The 16,315-nt window shown below is 79.1% G+C and carries 13 protein-coding genes and 2 pseudogenes; 12 read left to right on the forward strand and 3 right to left on the reverse strand.

The window, feature by feature from the left end:
• The first annotated feature begins 1 nt into the window (after position 1).
• The 6 genes and pseudogenes from glmS to tsaE all read left to right on the forward strand — a co-directional run bounded on the left by glmS (position 2) and on the right by tsaE (position 6,773).
• On the forward strand, positions 2-1,888 hold the full coding sequence (gene glmS / locus WDZ17_RS03625) for a glutamine--fructose-6-phosphate transaminase (isomerizing) (RefSeq protein WP_339573760.1): 1,887 nt from the start codon (positions 2-4) through the stop codon (positions 1,886-1,888).
• A gap of 37 nt (positions 1,889-1,925) precedes the next feature.
• Positions 1,926-2,300: pseudogene (locus WDZ17_RS03630) on the forward strand (holo-ACP synthase); the annotation flags it as partial.
• 71 nt (positions 2,301-2,371) lie between these two features.
• Positions 2,372-3,907 carry an ADP-dependent NAD(P)H-hydrate dehydratase gene (locus WDZ17_RS03635; RefSeq protein ID WP_339573762.1) on the forward strand — a complete coding sequence of 512 codons (1,536 nt, stop codon included), beginning with the start codon at positions 2,372-2,374 and terminating at the stop codon, positions 3,905-3,907.
• 6 nt (positions 3,908-3,913) lie between these two features.
• Entirely contained in the window at positions 3,914-5,131 is a 1,218-nt protein-coding gene (gene alr, locus WDZ17_RS03640) for an alanine racemase (protein ID WP_339573763.1), read from the forward strand.
• Positions 5,128-6,270 carry an alpha/beta fold hydrolase gene (locus WDZ17_RS03645; protein WP_339573764.1) on the forward strand — a complete coding sequence of 381 codons (1,143 nt, stop codon included), beginning with the start codon at positions 5,128-5,130 and terminating at the stop codon, positions 6,268-6,270. The genes alr and WDZ17_RS03645 overlap by 4 nt, the downstream gene beginning before the upstream one ends.
• Positions 6,267-6,773, forward strand: coding sequence for a tRNA (adenosine(37)-N6)-threonylcarbamoyltransferase complex ATPase subunit type 1 TsaE (gene tsaE, locus WDZ17_RS03650; protein WP_422631795.1), 507 nt, complete (start codon positions 6,267-6,269; stop codon positions 6,771-6,773). Before WDZ17_RS03645 ends, tsaE begins: the two co-directional genes overlap by 4 nt.
• A 677-nt stretch (positions 6,774-7,450) precedes the next feature.
• Here the strand turns inward: tsaE and WDZ17_RS03655 are convergent.
• Positions 7,451-7,945: pseudogene (locus WDZ17_RS03655) on the reverse strand (alpha/beta fold hydrolase); the annotation flags it as partial.
• A 207-nt stretch (positions 7,946-8,152) separates the two neighbouring features.
• Here WDZ17_RS03655 and WDZ17_RS03660 point away from each other — a divergent pair.
• Positions 8,153-10,072: a DUF222 domain-containing protein gene (locus WDZ17_RS03660; protein ID WP_339573765.1), complete on the forward strand. Its 1,920-nt coding sequence runs from the start codon at positions 8,153-8,155 to the stop codon at positions 10,070-10,072.
• Between the two features lie 38 nt (positions 10,073-10,110).
• Here WDZ17_RS03660 and WDZ17_RS03665 read toward each other — a convergent pair whose 3' ends face one another.
• Entirely contained in the window at positions 10,111-10,794 is a 684-nt protein-coding gene (locus WDZ17_RS03665) for a CDP-alcohol phosphatidyltransferase family protein (protein ID WP_339573766.1), read from the reverse strand.
• 66 nt (positions 10,795-10,860) lie between these two features.
• On the opposite strand from WDZ17_RS03665, the gene WDZ17_RS03670 reads away from it, so the two are divergent.
• From WDZ17_RS03670 to WDZ17_RS03690, 5 genes are read left to right on the forward strand one after another with little or no spacing between them, the layout of a single operon-like run.
• A complete protein-coding gene (locus WDZ17_RS03670) occupies positions 10,861-11,991 on the forward strand; it encodes a dehydrogenase (RefSeq protein WP_339573767.1) in 1,131 nt (376 codons plus the stop codon).
• Positions 11,988-12,452, forward strand: coding sequence for a 6-pyruvoyl trahydropterin synthase family protein (locus WDZ17_RS03675; protein ID WP_339573768.1), 465 nt, complete (start codon positions 11,988-11,990; stop codon positions 12,450-12,452). The genes WDZ17_RS03670 and WDZ17_RS03675 overlap by 4 nt, the downstream gene beginning before the upstream one ends.
• Positions 12,449-13,561: a glycosyltransferase gene (locus WDZ17_RS03680; RefSeq protein WP_339573769.1), complete on the forward strand. Its 1,113-nt coding sequence runs from the start codon at positions 12,449-12,451 to the stop codon at positions 13,559-13,561. Before WDZ17_RS03675 ends, WDZ17_RS03680 begins: the two co-directional genes overlap by 4 nt.
• Positions 13,562-13,605: 44 nt before the next feature.
• Complete coding sequence (locus WDZ17_RS03685; protein WP_339573770.1) at positions 13,606-14,484, forward strand: hypothetical protein; 879 nt, start codon at positions 13,606-13,608, stop codon at positions 14,482-14,484.
• Entirely contained in the window at positions 14,477-15,478 is a 1,002-nt protein-coding gene (locus tag WDZ17_RS03690; RefSeq protein ID WP_339573771.1) for a lysylphosphatidylglycerol synthase domain-containing protein, read from the forward strand. The genes WDZ17_RS03685 and WDZ17_RS03690 overlap by 8 nt, the downstream gene beginning before the upstream one ends.
• On the opposite strand, the gene WDZ17_RS03695 is transcribed toward WDZ17_RS03690, so the two are convergent.
• The gene (locus WDZ17_RS03695; RefSeq protein WP_339573772.1) at positions 15,449-16,273 is read right to left on the reverse strand and encodes a RibD family protein; all 825 of its coding nucleotides are present in this window, start codon (positions 16,271-16,273) and stop codon (positions 15,449-15,451) included. The genes WDZ17_RS03690 and WDZ17_RS03695 overlap by 30 nt on opposite strands.
• Positions 16,274-16,315 lie beyond the last annotated feature (42 nt).

Consider the following 16,315-nt stretch of genomic DNA (forward strand, 5'->3'; position numbering starts at 1 on the left):
CATGTGCGGGATCGTGGGATACGTCGGGGCGCCGGACGACGAGAGGGCGCTGGGCGTGGTCGTCGACGGGCTCGCGCGGCTGGAGTACCGCGGCTACGACTCGGCCGGCATCGCGCTCGTCACGGCCGACGGCCTCGAGACGCGCAAGAAGGCCGGCAAGCTCGCCAACCTGCGCGCGCTGCTCGAGGCGTCCCCCATGACGGCGGCGGCCACGGGCATCGGGCACACCCGCTGGGCCACACACGGCGGCCCGACGGACGGCAACGCCCACCCGCACGTCGCCGGCGAGGGCGGGCACGAGGTCGCGGTCATCCACAACGGCATCGTCGAGAACTTCGCCGTGCTGCGCGCCGAGCTCGAGGCCGCGGGCGCCGAGCTGGTCTCCGAGACCGACACCGAGGTCGCCGCGCACGTCCTGGCCGCCCGCCTGCGGGAGGTCCTGGCGGAGGGCCTCGGCGGCGGCGCCGCCCTCGCCGAGGCGATGCGGCGGACCTGCCGGCGGCTCGAGGGCGCGTTCACGCTGCTGGCCGTCCGGGCCGCCGAGCCGGGCGTCGTCGTGGGGGCCCGCCGCAGCTCGCCGCTCGTCGTCGGGCTCGGGGACGGCGAGACCTTCCTCGGCTCGGACGTGGCCGCCTTCATCTCGCGCACGCGCTCGGCCCTGGCGCTCGGCCAGGACGAGGTCGTCACCATCACCGCCGACGGCGCGAGCATCACGACCTTCGACGGCGAGCCCGTCGAGGGCTCGCCGTTCCACGTCGACTGGGACGTCGAGGCCGCCGAGAAGGGCGGCTACCCGTCCTTCATGGCGAAGGAGATCGACGAGCAGCCCCGGGCCGTCGCCGACACCCTGCTCGGGCGCAGCGACGCGGCGGGCCGGCTCGTGCTGGACGAGGTCCGGATCGACCCGGCCGAGCTGGCCGCGGTGGACAAGGTCGTCGTCGTCTCGTGCGGGACGTCCGCCTACGCCGGTCAGATCGCGAAGTACGCGATCGAGCACTGGTGCCGGATCCCGGTCGAGGTCGAGTACGCGCACGAGTTCCGCTACCGCGACCCCGTGGTGGACGAGCGCACCCTCGTCGTCTCCATCTCCCAGTCCGGCGAGACGATGGACACGCTCATGGCGGTGCGGCACGCGCGCGAGCTCGGCGCCCGGACCGTGTCGATCTGCAACACCAACGGCGCGACGATCCCTCGCGAGTCCGACGCCGTGCTCTACACGCACGCCGGGCCGGAGGTCGCCGTCGCCTCGACGAAGGCCTTCCTGGCCCAGATCACCGCGTGCTACCTGCTGGGGCTGTACCTCGGCGCGCTCAAGGGGACGGCGGCCCCCGAGGTCGTCAAGGAGGTCCTCGACGAGCTGCACGCGATGCCGGAGAAGGTCCAGACCGTGCTCGACGGGCTCGAGCGGGTCCGCGAGATCGCCCGGTTCATGGCGGACTCCCGCTCGGTGCTCTTCCTCGGCCGGCACGTCGGCTACCCCGTGGCCCTGGAGGGGGCGCTCAAGCTGAAGGAGCTCGCCTACATCCACGCCGAGGGCTTCGCGGCCGGCGAGCTCAAGCACGGGCCCATCGCGCTCATCGAGGCCGGCCAGCCCGTCTTCGTCGTGGTGCCGCCGCCGGCCAGCCCGCACGGCCTGCACGGCAAGGTGGTCTCCAACATCCAGGAGATCCGCGCCCGCGGCGCGCGCACGCTCGTCATCGCCGAGGAGGGCGACGAGGGCGTCGTGCCCTACGCGGAGGAGGTCATCCGGGTCCCGGCGTGCCCGCCGCTGCTCATGCCCCTGCTGACGGTGGTGCCGCTGCAGGTCTTCGCGGCCGAGCTGGCCGGGGCGAAGGGCCTCGACGTCGACCAGCCGCGCAACCTCGCCAAGTCGGTCACCGTCGAGTGAGCCGACGCCGACGGGGCTGCGGCGCAGGAGCCCATCGGTGAGCGTCGTCGGCGTGGGCGTCGACGTCGTCGACGTCGAACGGTTCGCCCGGGTCCTCGCGCGCGACGGTGCCCACGGGGACGCGTTGCGCCGCAGGCTCTTCGACGACGACGAGGCCGGTCTGCCGGTGCGCTCGCTCGCGGCGCGCTTCGCCGCGAAGGAGGCCCTCGCCAAGGCGCTCGGCGCGCCGCCGGGGCTGCGCTGGCGCGACGCCCGCGTCCGCAGCGGCGAGCACGGCGCCCCGCACCTGGAGCTCGCCGGCACGGTCGCCGCCCGGGCCGCCGCGCTCGGCGTCGGCGCCGTGCACCTGTCCCTCAGCCACGACGGCGGGATCGCCACGGCGTTCGTCGTGGTGGAGGCGCACGGGGCGGAGCGCGCGCAGGACGGCGCAGCCGGTCACGGCGAGGATGTCGCCGACCCGCAGCCGCGAGCCGAGGAGGACCTGTGATCCGTGCCCACGCCCCAGCCGCCGTCCGCGCCGCGGAGGAGGCGGCCGCGGAGCACCTGCCCGAGGGGCTGCAGACGCTGGTGGGGCGCGCCTCGTCCGCCGTCGCGCGGGTCGTCGGCGAGCAGCTGCGGGGGCGCGCCGGCCGGGTCTACGGCTCGCGCCTCGTCCTGCTCGTCGGCCCGGGGACCAACGGCGGGGACGCGCTGCACGCCGGCGCGCTGCTGGCCCGTCGCGGCGCGGCCGTCACGGCGCTGCTGACGTCCGAGCGGGTCCACGCCGGCGGCCTCGCGGCGCTGCGGGCGGCCGGGGGACGGGTCGTCGAGGACGGCGCGGGGGAGCGGGGTCTGGCGGCCGTCGCCGCCGCCGACGTCCTGCTCGACGGGCTGCTCGGCACCGGCGGGCGCCCCGGGCTGCGGGACGCCGCGGCGGCGCTCGCGGCGGCGGCGTCCCGCTCGGCGGCCGTCGTCGTCGCCGTCGACGTCCCGAGCGGCGCGGACGTGAGCACCGGTGCGCTGCCGGACGAGGTGGACGGCGTCGTGCCGGCCGTCCGGGCGGACGTCACCGTCGCGCTCGGCACCGCGAAGCCGTCGCTCCTGCTGCCGCCGGCCTCCGCCCTGGCCGGCCGGGTCGTGCCCGCGCCGGTCGGGCTGCGCGCCGACGACCTCGGCGTGCCCGCGACGGAGCGGCTGGAGGCCGTCGACCTGGCGGCGCGGTGGCCGGTGCCCGCCGCGGAGAGCGACAAGTACTCGCGCGGGGTCCTGGGCGTCGTCGCGGGCGGGGCGCAGTACACCGGCGCCGCGGTGCTCTCCACCGGCGCGGCCGTGCGGGCCGGCGCCGGGATGGTCCGCTACCTCGGGCCGACCCCGCCGACCGACCTCGTGCGGGCGCGCTGGCCCGAGGTCGTCCCCGGTGCGGGACGCGTGCAGGCGTGGCTGCTCGGGCCGGGCGTCGACCCGGACGACGAGGGCCAGGACGAGCACGTGCGGGACGCCCTGGCGCAGGACGTCCCGTGCGTCGTCGACGCCGGCGCGCTGCCCGCGCTGGTGCACGCCCTCGCCGACGGCGAGCGCGGGGACGGCGGCACGCTCGTCGTCCCGCACGCCGGCGAGCTCGTGCGGCTGCTCGACCTGCTGGGGCACGGGTGCTCGCGGGGGGACGTGCAGGCGCGCCCGCTGGAGCACGCGCGCCGGGCCGCGGACGCCGCGGGCGTCGTCGTCCTGCTCAAGGGGTCGACGACGCTCGTCGTCGCGCCCGGGGAGCAGGCCCGGCCGGTACGGGCGCAGGACGACGGCACCGGCTGGCTGGCCACGGCCGGCAGCGGCGACGTCCTGGCCGGCGTCGTCGGGGCGCTCGCGGCGCTGGGCCTGGACCTGGTCGACGCCGGCTCCGTCGGCGCCGCGGTCCACGGGCTGGCGGCGCACGCCGCCTCGGGCGGTGGCCCGCTGCACGCCGAGGCCGTGCTGCACGCCGTGCCCGAGGTGGTCGCCGCGCTGCTGGCGGACCTCCCCGGAGGTCCTCCGGTGCGAGACTGACCGGCGATGACGGACGACCAGCCGCCGGGCCCCACGGGCGCCGCCGACGCCGTGCTGCCCGCGGAGGCCGTCGTCGACCTCGACGCCGTCGCGGCGAACACCTCGGTGCTGCGCGAGCGGGCGGGCGGCGCCGACGTCATGGCCGTCGTCAAGGCCGACGGGTACGGCCACGGCCTCGTGCCGTCGGCGCTCGCGGCGCTGTCCGGCGGGGCGACCTGGCTCGGCGTCGCGCACCTCGCCGAGGGCCTCGCGCTGCGCGCCGCGGGGGTCACCGCGCCGGTGCTGGCGTGGCTCGTCGTCCCGGGCCAGGACCTCACCGCGGCCGTGGCGGCCGACGTCGACGTCTCCGCGTCCGCGCCCTGGGCGGTCGAGGCGCTCGCCGCCGCGGCCCGCCGCACGGGCTGCGCCGCCCGGGTGCACCTGAAGGTCGACACCGGGCTGTCCCGCGGGGGCGCGACGGCGGACGACTGGCCGGACCTCGTGCGCGCCGCGGCGACCGCGCAGGCCGACGGGTCGCTCGAGGTCGTCGGGCTGTGGTCGCACCTCGCCTCGGCGGACGACCCGGCGCAGGACGGCCTGACCCGACGGCAGGTCGAGCGCCTCGCCGAGGCGGCCGAGGTGGCCGCCCGCTCCGGCGTCCGCCCGCCGCTGCGGCACCTGGCGAACTCCGCCGGCGTGCTCGCGCACCCGGCGACGCACCTGGACCTGGTGCGTCCCGGCGTCGCCGTCTACGGCGTCTCGCCGGCGCCGGGGCGGGCCTCCGCCGCCGGGCTGGGCCTCGTCCCGGCGATGACGCTGCGTGCTCGCCTGGCCCTGGTCAAGCACGTCGGCGCGGGCGAGGGCGTCTCCTACGGGCACACGCACACGACCGCGGCGCCGACGCGCCTCGCGCTCGTCCCGCTCGGCTACGGCGACGGGCTGCCCCGGCACGCGAGCGGCGGGGGCCCGGTGCAGGTCCGCGGCCGCCGCTACGCCGTCGCGGGTCGCGTGTGCATGGACCAGGTGGTCCTCGACCTCGGCGACGACGACGCCGCGCGGGCCGTGCGGGCCGGGGACGAGGTCGAGGTCTTCGGCACCGGGGCGGGTGGCGGGCCCACGGCGCAGGACTGGGCGGACGCCGCGGGGACCATCGCCTACGAGGTCGTCACGCGCATCGGCGCCCGTGTCCCGCGCCGGTACGTCGGTGCGCTCGCGGACCAGGGCGTCCCGGCGGCGGCACGGTGAGCAGCCTGCGGCTCGTGACGCTCGGCGTCGGGCTGGCCGCCGCCGGGGCGGGCGCCGTCCTGGGGTACGGCGCCGAGCGGCTCGCCGTCGGACGACCGGTCCTGCCGGGGCACCGGTCGCCGCGGCGGGAGGTGCCGCTGGGGTCGCTGCGCGGCCGTCCGGTCGTCGTGCGGGCGGGGGACGGCACCGAGCTGCACGCCGAGGTGGACGACCTGCCGGAGGACGAGGCCCGGCGGGCGGCCGAGCAGGGGCGGCCCACCGTCGTCCTGTCCCACGGCTACGCGCTCAACCTGGACTTCTGGCACACCCAGCGGCTCGCGCTGCGCGGGCGGTACCGCCTGGTGCTGTGGGACCAGCGCGGGCACGGCCGCTCCGAGCGCGGCCCGGTGGGGTCCGCGACGATCGACCAGCTCGGCGAGGACCTCGAGGCCGTCCTCGCCGCGACGTGCCCACGGGGGCCGCTCGTCCTGCTCGGCCACTCGATGGGCGGCATGACGATCATGGCGCTGGCGGCGCGCGACCCCGACCTGGTCGCCGAGCGCGTCGTCGCGACGGCGCTCGTCAGCACGAGCGCGGGCGGCATGGAGGCCAACGACTTCGGCCTCGCGGCCCTGGCGCCGGCGCTGCGGCGCGTGGCGCCGACGGCCCTGGGCCTGCTGAGCCGCCGGGCGCCGCTGGTCGAGCGGACCCGGGCCCTCGGCGGCGACCTGGAGACGCTGCTCGTGCGGCACTGGTCCTTCGCCTCGGACGTGCCCGAGGACGTCGTGGACTTCACCGCGCGGATGATCGCCGCCACCCGGATCGAGGTCATCGACGACTTCTTCCCCGCCTTCGCCCGGCACGACAAGGCCGAGGCGCTCGACGCGCTCGCCGGCGGCGAGGTGCTCGTCCTCGTCGGCGCGGACGACCTGCTGACCCCGCCCTCCCACAGCGAGGAGATCGTGCGCCGGCTGCCCGGCGCCGAGCACGTCGTCGTCCCGCAGGCGGGCCACCTCGTGCCGCTGGAGCACCCCGACGTCGTCCAGCAGGCCGTCGAGGGCCTCCTGCGGCGCGGGGAGCGGCTCGTGACGCACGACCGCGGGCGTGCCGTCGACGCCCCGGACGACGCCGCCGGGGGCGGGGCCGGGGGGACGGCGTGAGCGCCCCGGTGGTCGAGCACGTGCTCCGGCTCCCCACCGCGGAGGCGACCCGCGACCTGGGCCGGCGGCTCGGGCGGGTGCTGCGGGCGGGTGACCTCCTCGTGCTGTCCGGGGACCTCGGCGCCGGCAAGACGACGCTGACGCAGGGGATCGGCGAGGGCCTGGGGGTCCGCGGGCCGGTGACGTCGCCGACGTTCGTCCTCTCCCGCGTGCACCCCTCGCTCGCGGGCGGGCCCGCCCTCGTCCACGTCGACGCCTACCGGCTCGCCGACGCCCTGGAGCTGGAGGACCTCGACCTGGAGACCGACCTCGCGGCGTCCGTCGTCGTCGTCGAGTGGGGCCGCGGGCTCGTCGAGGACCTCGCGGGGGACCGCCTCGAGGTCGACCTGCACCGCGACGTCCGCGTCGCCCCCGACGTCCCGGCGGAGACCGGCGAGGTGGACGAGCGCCGCACCGCCGTGCTCCGCGGGGTGGGGCAGCGGTGGGCGGGACTGGCGCCCTGAGAGCTGACGAGCACTGAGAGGTGACGAGCCCGGGGAGCCCTCTCTGGGGTCAGGTCGGGCAGCGGGCGCACCCCCCTGCCGGTCTCGGCGCCGGTGGTCGTCCGGCTCCTGGTCGTCGAGGGGCACCCCGACGAGCGCTCGACGGCCTCGGTGCCGAGGGTCGTGACGGTGTCGTGCCACGGTCGCCCTGGGCGCGTCCTACCCGAGGTCGAGCGGAAGGTCCTCAGTCGTCGGGCGGTGCCGACCGGGTCCTCCTCGGGGAAGAAGTGGCCTCCATCGACGGCGTGCCCGGTGACCCGGTCGGCCACGTGGCCCCACAGCGCGAGGGGGCCGCCGAGGTCGGAGTACCAGGAGCCCACCGGCCCGGCGCCGCTCCACAACGCCAGCAGGGGGCAGGTGATGCGCCGTCGGTCGGCCCGGTCGGCGCGGTCGTGCTCACGGTCGATCGACGCGGCAGCCCGGTACTCCTCGCAGATGGCGTGCACGTGCTCGGGGGCCAGCAGCGGCTCCAGGTAGGCGGCTCTCACCGCGGGGTCGAAGGTGTCGGGCGGGGTGCCCCACTGCCCGCCGAAGGCGTCCTCGACCACCGCCTCGGGGCAGCCGGTGAGCAGGCGCTCGGGCAGCGGCGCCTCCTGGGCGAGCAGCGACCAGGGCCAGAACGCCAGCGCGAACCGGTCGTCGGCGTGCTCCCAGGCGGCCTCGACGGGCACCACGTCCAGGGCTGCGACCGCGGTGACGCGCTCGGGGTGGTCCAGAGCCGCCCGGTAGGCGACTCGGCCCCCGCGGTCGTGGCCGACGACCGCGAAGCGCTCGACGCCGAGCTCGTCGGCCACGGCCAGCACGTCACGCGCCATCGCCCGCTTCGAGTAGGGCTCGTGGTCGGCGCTCGAGGCCGGGCAGCTGCTGGCGCCGTAGCCGCGCAGGTCCATGAGCACGACGTGGAAGTCGGCCAGCAGGCCGACGGCGACGTCGCGCCACATGAGGTGGGTCTGGGGGAAGCCGTGCAGCAGGAACGTCGTCGGGCCGGCTCCAGCGGTGCGCACGGACAGCTCCGCCTCCCCCGACCACACCGTCAGCTCCCGGAAGGCCTCCATCCGGACAGGCAAGCAGCACCCGGCCGACGGCGCTCCTCGGACCGGCGGACGCCGGCGCGCTCGTCCCACCCCGGGCATCGGGACGACCCGCGAGGGGCTGTCGGTGGAGCAGGCGCCGGGTCGTCGCCGCCGGCGACCAGCGGCCGACGCCGGCCCGGCGCCGTGGCCGGCGGGGTCCTGCGCCAGCCGACCGGGCGTCGCGGGTCGTTGTCGGACCCCACCGCTACGCTCAGAGGACAGGTCGAACGTACGTTCGATACCGGTGCGGAAGGGGGTGGGGGCCGGGTGGTCAGCGACCTCTCGCCCGAGGACCTGCCGCTCGCCCGGCGGGAGGCCCGCGCCGTCGTGGACGCCGTGCGGCGGGAGGCGGCCGAGGACGCCCGCCGGCACGCCGCGCAGCTGCGCCGGGTCGCCCACCTCGTCGAGCTCATGGGCCGGGTGGGCGGTGCGGCCGGCGACCTGGCCGTCGACGACGGGTACGGCGGCGTCGGGGCGGCCGAGCAGGCGAGCGAGATGGAGGTCGCCGCGGCGCTGCACCTGACGGCGACGGCGGCCGGGCGGCTCGTCGAGGAGGCGCTCGCGCTGACGACGGACCTGCCGACGACGATGGCGGCCCTGGAGGCCGGACGCGTCGACGCCGCCCGGGCGCGTGTCGTCGTCCGCGGCACGGCCCACCTGCCGTCGGCGGAGGCGCGGGCCCTCGACGCGCTCCTCGTCGACGCGCTCGGTCCGCTGACGACGGCCCAGCTCGCCGCCCGCATCCGTTACCTCCTCGCCCGGCAGGGCTCCGCCGAGGCGGCGCGCCGCCGTCGGCAGGCCACCCGGGAACGCTGCGTGCGGGTCTTCCCCCTCGAGGACGGCATGGCCCAGCTCTGCGCCACCGGCCCCGCCGTCGACCTCGTCGCCCTGCACGAGCGGCTCACGACCATGGCGGGCTCCCGGCTCGGCGGGGCGGGCGGGGACGACCCGCACGGGGCGACGGCGGCCGGGCTCGACCCGTTGCGGGCGGAGGGCGACGGGCTGCCGGACCGCCGCTCGGCGGACGCGCGCCGCTTCGACGCCCTGGTCGACCTGGTGCTGAGGTCGGGAGGTCCCGACGACGTGCCGGCGGCCTCGCGCACCGGTGAGGAGGACCACGACCCGCGCGACCCGGGCCCTGCGGGCGCAGGGACCGCCGTACCTGGTCCGCGCCGACGCGCTGCGCCGGCGGGACCGCAGGTCGTCGTCGCCCTCACCTCGCTGGCCGGTCTGGACGACGAGCCGGCCGCGCTCGCGGGGCACGGCCCGGTGCCGGTGGAGGCCGTCCGGGAGCTGCTCGCCGCCGGGTCGCCCTACCGGCGGGTGCTCACCGACCCCTGGACGGGCACGGTCCTCGGCCTCGACGGTCACCTGAGGCGATGGGAGCGGGACGACGACGGCGGGGGCCCCGACCCGGAGGTCGGTCGTCGAGGGAGTCGGCGGAGGCGACGCCGACGTGAGCCGACCCTCGCCGAGGCCGACCGCTCCCGCAGGAGGAGGGCCGCAGGCGGCGGCTCCCGGGTCGACCACGCAGACCGACGTCGGACGCCGCCCCCGACCCACCCCGGGTGCCCGACCGCGGAGAACGGCGGGGCCTACCGACCACGGCCGGACGTGGTGCGGTTCGTGCGCGCCCGCGTCCCGACGTGCGACGCGCCGGGCTGCCGCCGACCCGCGACGCTGTGCGACCTCGACCACCAGGTCGCCTGGTCGGCCGGGGGCACCACGTGCGAGACCAACCTGCGGCCCCGCTGCCGGCGCCACCACCGTGCCAAGCACCACCTCGGCTGGCAGCCGAGGCCCGTCACCGACGACCCGCGGGACACCGGCACGCGCTGGACCTCGCCCCTGGGCCTGGTCCACGACGTGCCCGCGACGCCTCTGCTGCCCTCACCCGTGCTGCCCTCACCGCCGGGGCGCAGGGACGACGACGTCCGCGGGTCCCGCGCCGTGGACGGGCGCCCGCCGCGCCCGGCGGGTGCGGCGGGCGAGCGCTACCCGCGGCAGGACGTCGCGGCGCACGACGCCGAGCGCACGCGCCGGGCGGCGCACGCCCAGGAGCGCGCGGAGCAGGAAGAGGGGGAGCAGGAGGAGGGGGAGCAGGCGCAGGAGCGTGCCGGCGGGGCCGCCGCCGATCGCGCGGAGGACCGTCGGGTGTGGTGGGAGGCCGAGACCCCACCCTTCTGACCGGAAGCTCTCCTGACCGGACGTCCGTCGAGGGAGTCTCACCGTCGGCGCCGCTCCAGCGCCACGACGTCACGGCCGAAGGACCACAGCAGCAGGGCGAGCGCGACGGCGACGACGGCCGTGGCGAGCGCCGCGGGCACGGGAGGCACCAGCGCGACGACGAGCGCAGCCGCCTGCACGCCCGCGACGACGCGGCGCGCGAGGCTGTACGGCAACGGCTCCCGCAGCTGCGGACGTCCGCGGCCGGCGAGGACGAACGCGTAGCGCATCACCCCCACCGCCAGGACCCACCACCCCAGCGCGGCGCCGGCGGCCACGGACAGCACGAGCAGCAGCGCGGCGTCGACCTCCATGTCCAGCCGGGCGCCCGCCGGGCTCGACGTCCCGGTCCGGCGCGCGACGGCTCCGTCCACCGCGTCGAGCAGCGCGGCCGGGGCCGCGAGGGCGACCAGCCACCACGAGCGCTCCGGCAGGTCCCCGCCGAGAGCCAGGACGACGACGCCGGCGCAGCCGCCGACGAGGACGGTGCGCGCGAGCGTCACGCGGTCGGCCGGCCCGCTCCACCGGTCCCGGCGCGAGCCGACGGCGACGGCGGCGACCGCCACGACGGCGACGCCGACGAGGACGGCGGTCGTCCCGCGGGCCACCGCCGTGCCGGCGAGGACCGCGAGCCCCGCGCCGAGCGCCACCGAGACGGCGGCCGCCACCAGGCCGTCACGCACCGCGGTCCCCGGGCGCGTCCCCGGGGCGGGGACACGGTCGTGGCGCGCACGTAGGGTCACGGCACGATGGTCAGGTCCGGGGTCGACACCGCGCCACCGCGCGCCGCCGCGTCGCTGCGCGCCACCGCCTACTGGACCACCGGGCCCGGTCGCGGCGAGCTGCGGACCGAGGACCTGCCCGCGCCGGCCGACGGCGAGGTGCTCGTCGAGACGCTCCACACCGGGGTGAGCCGCGGCACCGAGCTGCTCGTGCACCGCGGCGGCGTCCCCGCCTCGGTGGCCGACCGGATGCGCGCGCCCTTCCAGGTGGGCGACCTGCGCGCCCCGAGCGCGGAGGCGCCCGTGAAGCACGGCTACCTCGCGGTCGGCGTCGTCGCGCAGGGCCCCGAGGAGCTGCGGGGTCGGCGGGTCTTCTGCCTGCACCCCCACCAGGACCGCTTCGTCGTCCCGGTCGGCGCGCTGGCGCCGGTCCCGGACGCCGTCCCCTCCCGCCGGGCCGTGCTCGCCGGCACGGTGGAGACGGCCGTCAACGCCCTGTGGGACGCGGCCCCGCGCTGGGGCGACCGGGTGGCGGTGATCGGCGCGGGCATGGTCGGCGGCTCGGTGGCGGCCCTGCTGCGCTCCTTCCCCCTCGCCCGCCTCCAGCTGCTCGAGCCCGACCCCGCGCGGGCCGAGGTCGCGCGGCGGCTCGGGGTCGACGTCGTGCACCCCGACGAGGCGGCCGGCGGCTGCGACGTCGTCGTCCACGCCTCCGCGTCCGGCGCCGGCCTGTCCCGCGGGCTCGCGCTGCTCGGCGACGAGGGGGAGCTCGTCGAGATGTCCTGGTACGGCGACCGGGAGGTGCCCGTCGCGCTCGGCGCTGACTTCCACGCCCGGCGCCTCGTCGTCCGCGCCAGCCAGGTCGGCGCCGTCGCACCCGCGCGACGCGTGCGCCGGACGACCGCGGACCGGCTCGCGCTGGCCCTGGACGCCCTGGCGGACGACGCCTTCGACGCGCTGCTGGCACCGTCCGTCCCGCTGGCCGACCTGCCGGGGGCGATGGCCCGCCTGGCGGCCGGCGACCCCGTGGAGCCGTGCCTCGTCGTCGACCACCCCGCCGGGACGAGCGCGGGAACGGCCCGGGCGCCGGGCTCGTCGTCGCAGGGGACGGCGACCGCCGTCGGGCCCGCAGACCACCGAGGAGAGACCAGCGCATGACCGACCGGGACGAGGCCGGCGGGCCGCCGACCCTCGCGGGCGCCACCTACGCGGTGACGGTCGAGGACCACGTGATGGTCGCCCACTCGCTGCCGCACCCCTCCTTCGGGCCGGCCCAGCGCACGCACGGCGCGACCTACGACGTCGCCGCGACGTTCTGGCGGGCGGGTCTCGACGAGACCGGGGTCGTGCTCGACCTCGGGGCCGCGGCCTCGGCGCTGCGGGCCGTCCTCGCGGACCTCGACTACCGCGACCTCGACGAGCACCCCGCCTTCGCGGGGGTGCTGTCGACGACCGAGGTCGTGGCGCGTCACGTCGCCGAGCGGCTGCTGGCCGCGCCGGCGCTCGCGCCGCACCTGCCCGCGCTGACGCGCCTCGACGTCGTCCTGCGGGAGAACCCCCGCGCGAGCGCCGGGGTCAGCGTCGACCTCCGGGGCCGGGACGGCGCGGGGACGTCGTGAGCGTCGCCGGCCGCAGGCCCCCCGTCCTGCTCGTCGTCCCGGGCGACCTCGACGCCCCGACGGGGGGCACGGTCTACGACCGGCGGCTGGCCGGGGCCCTGGCGGACCTCGGCGTCGACGTCCGCGTCGTGCCCGTCGAGGGCGCCTGGCCCCGCGGGTCGGCGCGGGACCGGCGGCGGCTGGCCGAGGTGCTCGCCGACGCCCGCGGGCCCGTCCTCGTCGACGGGCTGGTCGGGGCGGGCGCCCCGGAGGCGCTCGAGGCCGCCACGGCCGCCGGCGCCGCCGTCCACCTGCTGCTGCACCTGCCCCTGGCGCTCGAGCACGTCGGCGCCCCGGGCTCCGCGGCGGGGGACGACGTCGCCGACCTCGTCGCGCTGGAGGACCGGGCGCTCGCCGCGGTGCGCGGCGTCGTCGTCACGAGCCGGTGGGCGGCCGAGCACCTGGCGTCCGGCGCTCGAGCCGCCGGGGGTCCCGTGGTCGTGGCCGAGCCCGGGACCGACCCGGCGGCGCCCGCCCGCGGGTCGACGCCCCCGTTCCTGCTGCAGCTGGCCACCCTCTCGCCGCGGAAGGCCCAGGACGTCGTCGTGGCGGCCCTGGCCGAGGTGGTCGACCTGCCCTGGACGGCGGCGCTCGTCGGGGACGACGCCGCCGACCCCGGCTACGCGCTCGGCGTGCGGTCCGCCGTCGCCGCCGCGGGGCTCGAGGACCGGGTCGCCCTCACGGGGCCGCTGGCCGGCGCCGCCCTCGAGGCGGTCCGCAGCGCGGCGGACCTCGTGCTCGCGCCCAGCCACGCGGAGACGTGGGGGATGGCGGTCGCCGAGGGCCTCGCCCGGGGCGTGCCCGCCGTCGTCGGCGCCGGGACGGGGACGGAGGAGGTGCTCGGCGTCGGCGCGCCGGGGTCGGACGCGGCGGACCCGCCGGGCGCGGTCGTCGCCCCCGGGGACCCGGCGGCGCTCGCCGCCGCGCTGCGCCGCCTGCTCGAGGCCGGCGGCGACCCGGACGGCCCGCTGGGTCGGGCCCGGTCGGCGGCCCGCCGTCGGGGCGCCGGGCTGGCCGGGTGGGACCACACGGCACGGCGGGTCGCCGAGGCCCTTGGGGTGGTCCCGTGACGGCGGCGGGGGGCCGGGGAGGACGTCCCCCGCCGGAGCGTCCCGTGGCCCCCGACTGGCTGGCGCTGCGGGAGCCCGCGGACGTGCGGGCCCGGGACGCCGTCGCCGACGAGCTCCTGCCGGCGTTGGGCGAGCACCTGTCCCGCCGGTCGGAGCCCCGTCCGGGGCGTCCGCTGCACGTGCTCGACGCCGGTGCGGGGACCGGCGCCGGCGCGCGCTGGCTCGCGGCGCGGCTGGGGACGCCCGGGGCGGGCCGCCTCCCGACGCGCTGGACGCTCGTCGACCACGACGCCGACCTCCTGGACGTCGCGGGCCGGACGCCGGGCGCGACGGGGGGCGGCGCCGTCCGCGTCGTCGGGGACCTCGACGACGCCGCAGGCCTCGTGCGCGAGGGTGGCGCGGCCGGCGCCGACCGCGTGGACCTGCTGACGGCGACGGCCCTGCTCGACCTGCTGCGTCCCGTGGAGGCGGACGTGCTCGTGGGGGCGGCGCTGGCCGCCGACGTCCCGCTGCTGCTCTCGCTCTCGGTGACGGGCGAGGTGGCGCTCGACCCGCCGCACCCCGACGACGCGGCGCTCGGCGCGGCCTTCGACGCGCACCAGCGCCGCGGCGGCCGGCTCGGCCCCGACGCGGCGCCGCTCGTCGTGGAGCGGCTGCGCGCCGCGGGGCACGGCGTGCGCACGGCGGCCTCCCCGTGGCTCCTCGGGACGGCCGGGCCGCCGGGCGCGGACGACGCCGCGCTGCTCCTCGCCTGGGTGCGCGGGAGGGCGGCAGCCGCCGTGGAGCAGGACGCCGGCCTCGCCGACCGGGCCGCCGCCTGGACCGCCGAGCGCGAGGCCCAGGTCGCCGCGGGTCGGCTGGGCGCGGTCGTCGGCCACGTCGAGGTGCTCGCCCTGCCCGCCGGCGACGACCGACGTGGCTGACCGCCGGCACCGCGCCGCCGCCCCGCCCGCGCCGCCGCCGGCGGGAGAGCCGGGCACGCCCGAGCAGCCGGGCCGGTCGGCCGCCCGCCGCCGGTGGGGCGCCGCCTGGCGGACCGCGGCGGCGCTGCTCCTGCTGGGCGCCGTCGTCCTCGTCGTCGGCGGCGAGCCCTTCCGGGAGGGGGCGAGGGTCCTCGCTCCCTGGCCGGTCGTCGCGGCCCTAGGCCTGGGCACCACGGCCACGGCCGCCCAGTCGATGCGCTGGCGCGCGGTGCTGCGCGGCTACCCCGGCGCCGCCGCGATGACGCGGACCCGCGCCTTCGCCGAGTACCTGCGGGCCCAGGCGCTCGACGTCCTGCTGCCGAGCGGGGTGGCGGGCAGCGTCACCCGTGCCGTGCGCGGGCGCGGCGCCGCCCAGGGCGGCCTGCGGGCCAGCGCCGCCGCGGTCCTCGGGGAGCGCGCGACCGGCTTCGCGCTCGTCCTCGCCGCCGGCGCGCTCGCGGTCGCGCCCGTGCACCGGGTCGGCGGGGCGCTGCTCGGCGCGGCGGCGCTCGTGTCGGCCGGCGTCGCCGTCCCGGCCCTGCGGCGCGTCGACGGCCGCACCCGGCTCGCCGTCGTGGGGTGGTCGGTGCTCGCCGTCGTGCCGCTCCTGCTCCTGTTCTCGGTCGCCGCCACCGAGGTGCTCGACGGGCTCGGCGCGGGCCAGGTCGTCGCCCTCGCCGTGGCCGCGCTCGCGGGCATGGCCGTGCCCGTCAGCGTCGGCGGCTTCGGCCCGCGCGAGGTCGTGACCGGGGCGACCGCCGCCGGGACGGGGCTCGCGGCGTCCGACGGGGTGGCGGCGGCGGTCGCCTACGGGCTGCTCGTCGCGGTCTCCGCGGTCCCCGGGGTGCTGCTCCTCCTGCGCGACGTCGTGCGCGGCGGCCGCGGCTCCCCGGGGCGCGGCGACGACCCCGGCCGCGCGGACGCCTCAGGTCGGGCGCCGGCCGCGGACGGCTGACAGGTCCAGCTCCAGGCACGAGTCCGCCCCGAGGGCGAAGCGCCGCGCGGGTGGGCGCAGGGCGTCGGCGAGGCGGTCCTCGCCCGCGAAGCGCAGGCCCGGCACGCCGTCGCCGACGAGCAGCGGTGCCGTCGTGACGAGCAGGCGGTCCAGGACGCCGGCGGCGAGGAAGGCGGAGACCGTCCGGCCGCCGCCCTCGACGAGGACCCGCCCCAGGCCCCGGGCCGCGAGGGTCGCGAGCACCTCCGCCGGGGCGAAGCGTCCGTCCGCGGTCGGCAGGCCGACGACCTCGGCCTTCCGGCCCTCGGCGGCGGCCTCGGGCGCCCGTGCCCGCCCGACGCACCACAGCACCCGGGGCCCGTCGTCGCCGAGCAGCCTCGCCCCGCGCGGCAGCCGGGCCCGGGGGTCGAGGACCACGCGGACGGGGGAGGGGCCGGCGACCTCGCGCACCGTGAGGCGGCAGTCGTCCGCCGCGACGGTCGAGACGCCCACGACGACGGCGTCCGTGAGCGCCCGGAGCCGGTGCAGGTGCCGCCGGTCCTCCTCGCCCGTGACGAAGACGGCGTCGCCGGTGCGGGCCGCGACGAACCCGTCCAGGCTCTGGCCGAGCTGGGCCAGGACGAGCCGCGGCCCGGCCGCGACCAGAGGCCCGTAGCGGGACACGAGCTCCGCGGACGCCGGTCCGGCGACGTCCGCGGGCACCCGGCCGTCGAGCAGCGACGGCCACGCGTCGTCCGCACCCACGGGCCGGGCTCCGGAGGACGTGCCGCCGTCGGCGTCCGCGCTGCCGTGCACCCGGGGAACCTAGCCCGCCGGCCCACGACCGCGCGGGACCCG

This window comes from Pseudokineococcus basanitobsidens, assembly GCF_037482545.1.
Classification (GTDB): domain Bacteria; phylum Actinomycetota; class Actinomycetes; order Actinomycetales; family Quadrisphaeraceae; genus Pseudokineococcus; species Pseudokineococcus basanitobsidens.

Excerpts from the sequence above, each read along its gene's own strand:
- glmS (WP_339573760.1), top strand. The coding sequence starts at position 2 with ATGTGCGGGATCGTGGGATACGTCGGGGCGCCGGACGACGAGAGGGCG.
- alr (WP_339573763.1), top strand. The coding sequence starts at position 3,914 with ATGACGGACGACCAGCCGCCGGGCCCCACGGGCGCCGCCGACGCCGTG.
- WDZ17_RS03670 (WP_339573767.1), top strand. The coding sequence starts at position 10,861 with ATGGTCAGGTCCGGGGTCGACACCGCGCCACCGCGCGCCGCCGCGTCG.
- WDZ17_RS03675 (WP_339573768.1), top strand. The coding sequence starts at position 11,988 with ATGACCGACCGGGACGAGGCCGGCGGGCCGCCGACCCTCGCGGGCGCC.